General features: G+C 66.1%; 2 protein-coding genes. Both read left to right on the top strand.

Translation table 11 applies throughout. The annotated features are described in order from the left end of the window. Positions 1-3,401, top strand: a 3,401-nt coding sequence (locus ACIQM0_RS39230; RefSeq protein ID WP_401296018.1) for an amino acid adenylation domain-containing protein, incomplete at its 5' end; no start/stop codon positions are given. Beyond that, positions 3,398-6,353, top strand: a 2,956-nt coding sequence (locus ACIQM0_RS39225; protein ID WP_401296015.1) for an amino acid adenylation domain-containing protein, incomplete at its 3' end; no start/stop codon positions are given. The genes ACIQM0_RS39230 and ACIQM0_RS39225, both read left to right, overlap by 4 nt.

Genomic DNA, 6,353 nt, shown 5'->3' with positions numbered 1-6,353 from the left:
TGGAGTATCGGACGGATCTGTTCGATCGGGCGCGGATCGAGCGGATGGCCGGCCATCTCGCCACCCTCGCCGCTTCCGTGGCAGCCACTCCTGACGCACACCTGTCCGAACTGAACATGCTGACGGCGCGGGAGCGGCAGGAGATTCTGGTCGACTGGAACGGGAAGACCGGCCCCTACCCCGATACCGCGACGATCCACCAGCTCATCGAGGACCGGGTCACCACCAACCCCGACCATGTGGCCCTCACCCACGGCGACGAGCAGTGGACCTACACACAGCTCAACAACCGGGCCAACCAGCTCGCCCACCACCTGCGCAACACCGGCATCACCCCCGACACCCTCATCGCCGTCTGCCTCGACCGCTCCCCCGACCTCATCGCCACCCTCCTCGGCATCCTCAAAGCAGGCGCCGCATTCATCCCCCTCGACCCCGAATACCCCACCGACCGCATCACCTACATGATCGAAGACGCACAAGCACCACTCATCATCACCAGCACCCACCACACCGACCGGCTCCCCGCCAACACCCCACGCCTCCTCACCGACACCCAATGGCCCGACGGGTCCGCGGAAAACCCTCTGCCACTCGCCTCGCCCGATGATCTCGCCTACATCATCTACACCTCAGGCTCCACCGGCCGACCCAAAGGCGTCGCCCTCGAACACCGAGGCGTCGTCAACTACCTCCACTGGTGCAACCAGAACTACCCCGCCAACCAACCAAACGGCATCGGCACCATCCTCTACTCCTCCATCACCTTCGACCTCACCATCACCGCCCTCTTCCTCCCCCTCATCCAGGGCACCCAACTCGTCATCCCCCACACCCAACCGGGTGAAAGCGCATTCGACGCCGCCATCGACCTCATCCTCACCAACACCCCCATCAGCTTCCTCAAAGCAACCCCCTCCCACCTCGAAATCCTCGCCGCCCACCTCACCACCCAAAACGCCACCCACCACATCACCACCATCGTCGCCGGCGGCGAAAACCTCACCCCCACCCTCACCACCCAACTCCTCAACACCACCACCACCCACACCACCATCAGCAACGAATACGGCGCCACCGAAGGCTCCGTCGCCAACGTCATGAGCCTCACCACCACACCCGACCCCAACGGCCACACCACCACCCTCGGCCAACCCATCACCAACACCACCACCTACATCCTCGACCACCACAACCAACCCGCACCCATCGGCATCCCCGGACACGCACTCCTCGGCGGCACCTGCCTCGCCCGCAACTACCACAACCAACCCACCCTCACCACCCAACGCTTCACCCCCAACCCCCTCCACCTCACCCCCAACACCACCACCCCCCACACCCCCACCACCTACCACACCGGCGACCTCCTCACCTGGCGCCCCGACGGCACCCTCGAATTCATCGGCCGCATCGACAACCAAATCAAACTCCGCGGCTACCGCATCGAACTCGGCGAAATCGAAAACGCCCTCACCACCCACCCCCACATCACCACCACCACCGTCACCCTCCGCGAAGACACCCCCGGCGACAAACGCCTCACCGCCTACATCACCACCACCGGAACCACCCCCACCACCACCGAACTCCGCACCCACCTCCAACAACAACTCCCCCACTACATGATCCCCACCACCTACATCACACTCAACGAACTCCCCCTCACCCCCAACGGCAAAATCGACACCAAAGCCCTCCCCACACCCAACCACCACCGCCCCGACCTCAACCACACCTACACCGCCCCCCGCACCACCACCGAACGCACCCTCGCATCGGTCTGGGGCGACATCCTCGGCATCGACACCGTCGGCATCCACGACAACTTCTTCGAGCTGGGTGGCGACTCGATCATCAGCATCCAGATGATCGCCAGGGCGAAGAAGTTCGGGCTGCACCTCACCCCGCGCACGATCTTCAAGCATCAGACGATCGCCGAGATCGCGGTCCACGCCGGCGCGACCACGTTGGTCGACGCGGAGCAGGGTCGGGTGGTGGGTGACGTACCCCTGACGCCGATCCAGCACTGGTTCTTCGAGAAGGAACTGCCGGCGTTCGATCACTTCAACCAGGCTGAGCTGCTGGCCACCGACGCGTTGGACGCTGACGTCCTCAGGTCGGCGCTGGCCGACCTGATCGAGCACCACGACGCCTTGCGCCTGCGGTGCGAAGGCGGTGAGGACGGCTGGCGCCAGTATCTGGACGAGTCGGCGGACACCGACATCCTCGGCGTCCACGACCTGTCCGACGTCACCGACGACGCCTTGAGGTCGGTGTCGCTCGGAATCGCGGAAGAGACGCAGCAGAGCCTCGACCTGGCGAAGGGGCCGTTGATGCGGTGCGCCCTGCTGGACCTGGGCGCGGAGCGGGGGCAGCGGTTGCTCATCGCCGTACACCATCTGGCGGTCGACGGGGTCTCCTGGCGGATCCTCCTGGAGGACCTGGGAAGTTGCTACGAGCAGCGCGCCGCCGGCCGGGCGCCACGGCTCCCCGCGAAGACGACGTCCTTCCGGGCCTGGGCGGAACGGCTGCGCGGGTTCGCGACCTCGGGCGCGGCAGGCGCCGAGGTCGCGTACTGGGCGGAGGCGAAGCCCGACGGGCGGGTCCCGCGTGACCGGAACGGTCGTAACGAACTGGGCTCGGCGTCCACCGTCGCGGTGGCCCTCACCGCCGAGGAGACACGCGCCCTGCTGCGGGACGTGCCCCGCGTCTTCAACACGCGGATCAACGACGCGCTGCTCACCGCCCTCGCCCACGCGCTGCGGGACTGGACGGGGGACGACGAGACCCTGATCGGTCTGGAGGGGCACGGCCGCGAGGATCTCTTCCCCGACGTGGACCTTTCACGGACCGTCGGGTGGTTCACGTCCGTGTTCCCCGTCGCGCTGCGGCTGGCGCCCGGCTCCGGGCCTCTCGATTCACTCGACTCCGTCAAGGAGCAGCTGGGCCGGATCCCGAACAACGGCGTCGGCTACGGCGCTCTGCGCTACCTCGGAGCCCCCGAAGTGACGTCCGTCCTGGGCGGGCAGCCGGTTCCTGAGGTGAACTTCAACTACCTGGGGCAGTTCAGCCGGGATCTCCCGGGCATCGGTCGGTATGCCGCGGCGAACGAGCCCAAGGGGCACTCGATCAGCCCCGACGGCATGCGCTGGAACGTCCTCGACGTGACCGCGGCCGTCGAGGGTGACACGTTCGGGGTGTACATCGGTTACTCGGCGGCGCTGCACGACCGGCACACCGTCGAGCGGCTGGGCGACGGAATGATCAACCACCTGCGCGGGCTGATCGCCGGCAGTACCGAAGGCGCCGCCGACTCCCGCCGGACCGCACCCGGCATCCCCCTCACCGACGTCGGTGACACCGACATGGCCGCGATCCTGAAGAGGTTCTCGATATGAGCACGCACAACGTGGAAGACGTCTACGGGCTCTCGCCCCTGCAGTTCGGGATGCTGTTCCACTCGCTGGAGGACACGTCCGACACCCGCCCGTACATGGTCCAGATGACGGAAGAGGTCGAAGGCGACTTCGACGACGCACTCTTCGGACAGGCGTGGCAGCAACTCGTCGACCGACACTCGATTCTGCGCAGCGCGTTCGTGTGGGAGGGCGTGTCGGAACCGGTGCAGGTGGTGCAGCGCGAGGCCCCCGTGCCCTTCGAGGTGCGGGACCTGCGTGGCCTGCCCGAACAGCAGGAACGGCTGGACGCCTTCCTCGCGGAGGACTGGGAGCGCGGGTTCGACCTTTCCCGGGCGCCGCTGGTGCGGGTGACTGTGCTGCGGGCGGCGGAGGAAAAGCGTTTTGTGGTCTGGTCGTTCCACCACATCCTGCTGGACGGGTGGAGCGTGCAGATCCTTCAGAAGGAGCTGTTCGCCCTCTACCGCAGTCTGCTCGACGGCAGGTCTGCTGCTCTGCCGCCGACCGTTCCGTACCGCCGCTACATCGAATGGCTCAACGCCCAGCAGGGGGACGCTTCGGCGGACTTCTGGACGAGGTATCTGGCAGGGGTCACCGAACCGACCAATCTGCACGTGGACCGGGACACCGGGGACACCGGCGTCGGGGAGTTCGAGGTGCACGCCCCCTCCGACCTGTTCGCGCAGGCCCGCGGCTACGCCAGATCGCAGCGGATCACGATGAACACCCTGGTGCAGGGGCTGTGGTCGATCCTGCTCTCCCGGTACAGCCGCCGCGACGAGGTGCTGTTCGGCTCGACCATCTCGGGCCGCTCGATCGGACTGCCCGGCGTGGACTCGATGATGGGCCTGTTCATCAACACGCTACCGGTGCGCAGCCGGCTCACCGGTGAACTCGGGGTCGCGGACTGGCTGCGGGATCTCCAGGACGAGCAGTTGGAGATGCGGCAGTGGGAGTACTGCCACCTCGTCGACGTACAGAAGCACAGCAGCATCCCCCGGGGAGAACCGCTGTTCCGGTCCATCCTGGTCTTCGAGAACTACCCGGTGGTGCAGAAGCCGTCGGACTTCCCCGAGGGACTGACGCGGCGCCTGGTCAACTGCGTGGAGCGCACGGGCTACCCGCTCACCTTGGTCGCGTCGGCGGGCCGTGCGATGGAGTTCCGGTTCGTGTACGACCGGAGCAGGTTCGACGCGGCGACGATCGAGCGGATGGCCGGCCATCTGCGGACCTTGCTGGAGTCCGTCGTAGCGGCTCCCGGAGCGCGCATCGCTGAGCTGAACATGCTGACGGCGCGGGAGCGGCAGGAGATTCTGGTCGACTGGAACGGGAAGACCGGCCCCTACCCCGATACCGCGACGATCCACCAGCTCATCGAGGACCGGGTCACCACCAACCCCGACCATGTGGCCCTCACCCACGGCGACGAGCAGTGGACCTACACACAGCTCAACAACCGGGCCAACCAGCTCGCCCACCACCTGCGCAACACCGGCATCACCCCCGACACCCTCATCGCCGTCTGCCTCGACCGCTCCCCCGACCTCATCGCCACCCTCCTCGGCATCCTCAAAGCAGGCGCCGCATTCATCCCCCTCGACCCCGAATACCCCACCGACCGCATCACCTACATGATCGAAGACGCACAAGCACCACTCATCATCACCAGCACCCACCACACCGACCGGCTCCCCGCCAACACCCCACGCCTCCTCACCGACACCCAATGGCCCGACGGGTCCGCGGAAAACCCTCTGCCACTCGCCTCGCCCGATGATCTCGCCTACATCATCTACACCTCAGGCTCCACCGGCCGACCCAAAGGCGTCGCCCTCGAACACCGAGGCGTCGTCAACTACCTCCACTGGTGCAACCAGAACTACCCCGCCAACCAACCAAACGGCATCGGCACCATCCTCTACTCCTCCATCACCTTCGACCTCACCATCACCGCCCTCTTCCTCCCCCTCATCCAGGGCACCCAACTCGTCATCCCCCACACCCAACCGGGTGAAAGCGCATTCGACGCCGCCATCGACCTCATCCTCACCAACACCCCCATCAGCTTCCTCAAAGCAACCCCCTCCCACCTCGAAATCCTCGCCGCCCACCTCACCACCCAAAACGCCACCCACCACATCACCACCATCGTCGCCGGCGGCGAAAACCTCACCCCCACCCTCACCACCCAACTCCTCAACACCACCACCACCCACACCACCATCAGCAACGAATACGGCGCCACCGAAGGCTCCGTCGCCAACGTCATGAGCCTCACCACCACACCCGACCCCAACGGCCACACCACCACCCTCGGCCAACCCATCACCAACACCACCACCTACATCCTCGACCACCACAACCAACCCGCACCCATCGGCATCCCCGGACACGCACTCCTCGGCGGCACCTGCCTCGCCCGCAACTACCACAACCAACCCACCCTCACCACCCAACGCTTCACCCCCAACCCCCTCCACCTCACCCCCAACACCACCACCCCCCACACCCCCACCACCTACCACACCGGCGACCTCCTCACCTGGCGCCCCGACGGCACCCTCGAATTCATCGGCCGCATCGACAACCAAATCAAACTCCGCGGCTACCGCATCGAACTCGGCGAAATCGAAAACGCCCTCACCACCCACCCCCACATCACCACCACCACCGTCACCCTCCGCGAAGACACCCCCGGCGACAAACGCCTCACCGCCTACATCACCACCACCGGAACCACCCCCACCACCACCGAACTCCGCACCCACCTCCAACAACAACTCCCCCACTACATGATCCCCACCACCTACATCACACTCAACGAACTCCCCCTCACCCCCAACGGCAAAATCGACACCAAAGCCCTCCCCACACCCAACCACCACCGCCCCGACCTCAACCACACCTACACCGCCCCCCGCACCACCACCGAAC

This window comes from Streptomyces sp. NPDC091387 (genome assembly GCF_044756945.1).
GTDB lineage: Bacteria > Actinomycetota > Actinomycetes > Streptomycetales > Streptomycetaceae > Streptomyces.
The sequence above is the reverse complement of the archived record's forward strand: the minus strand, read 5'-3'. Positions and strand labels throughout refer to the sequence as shown.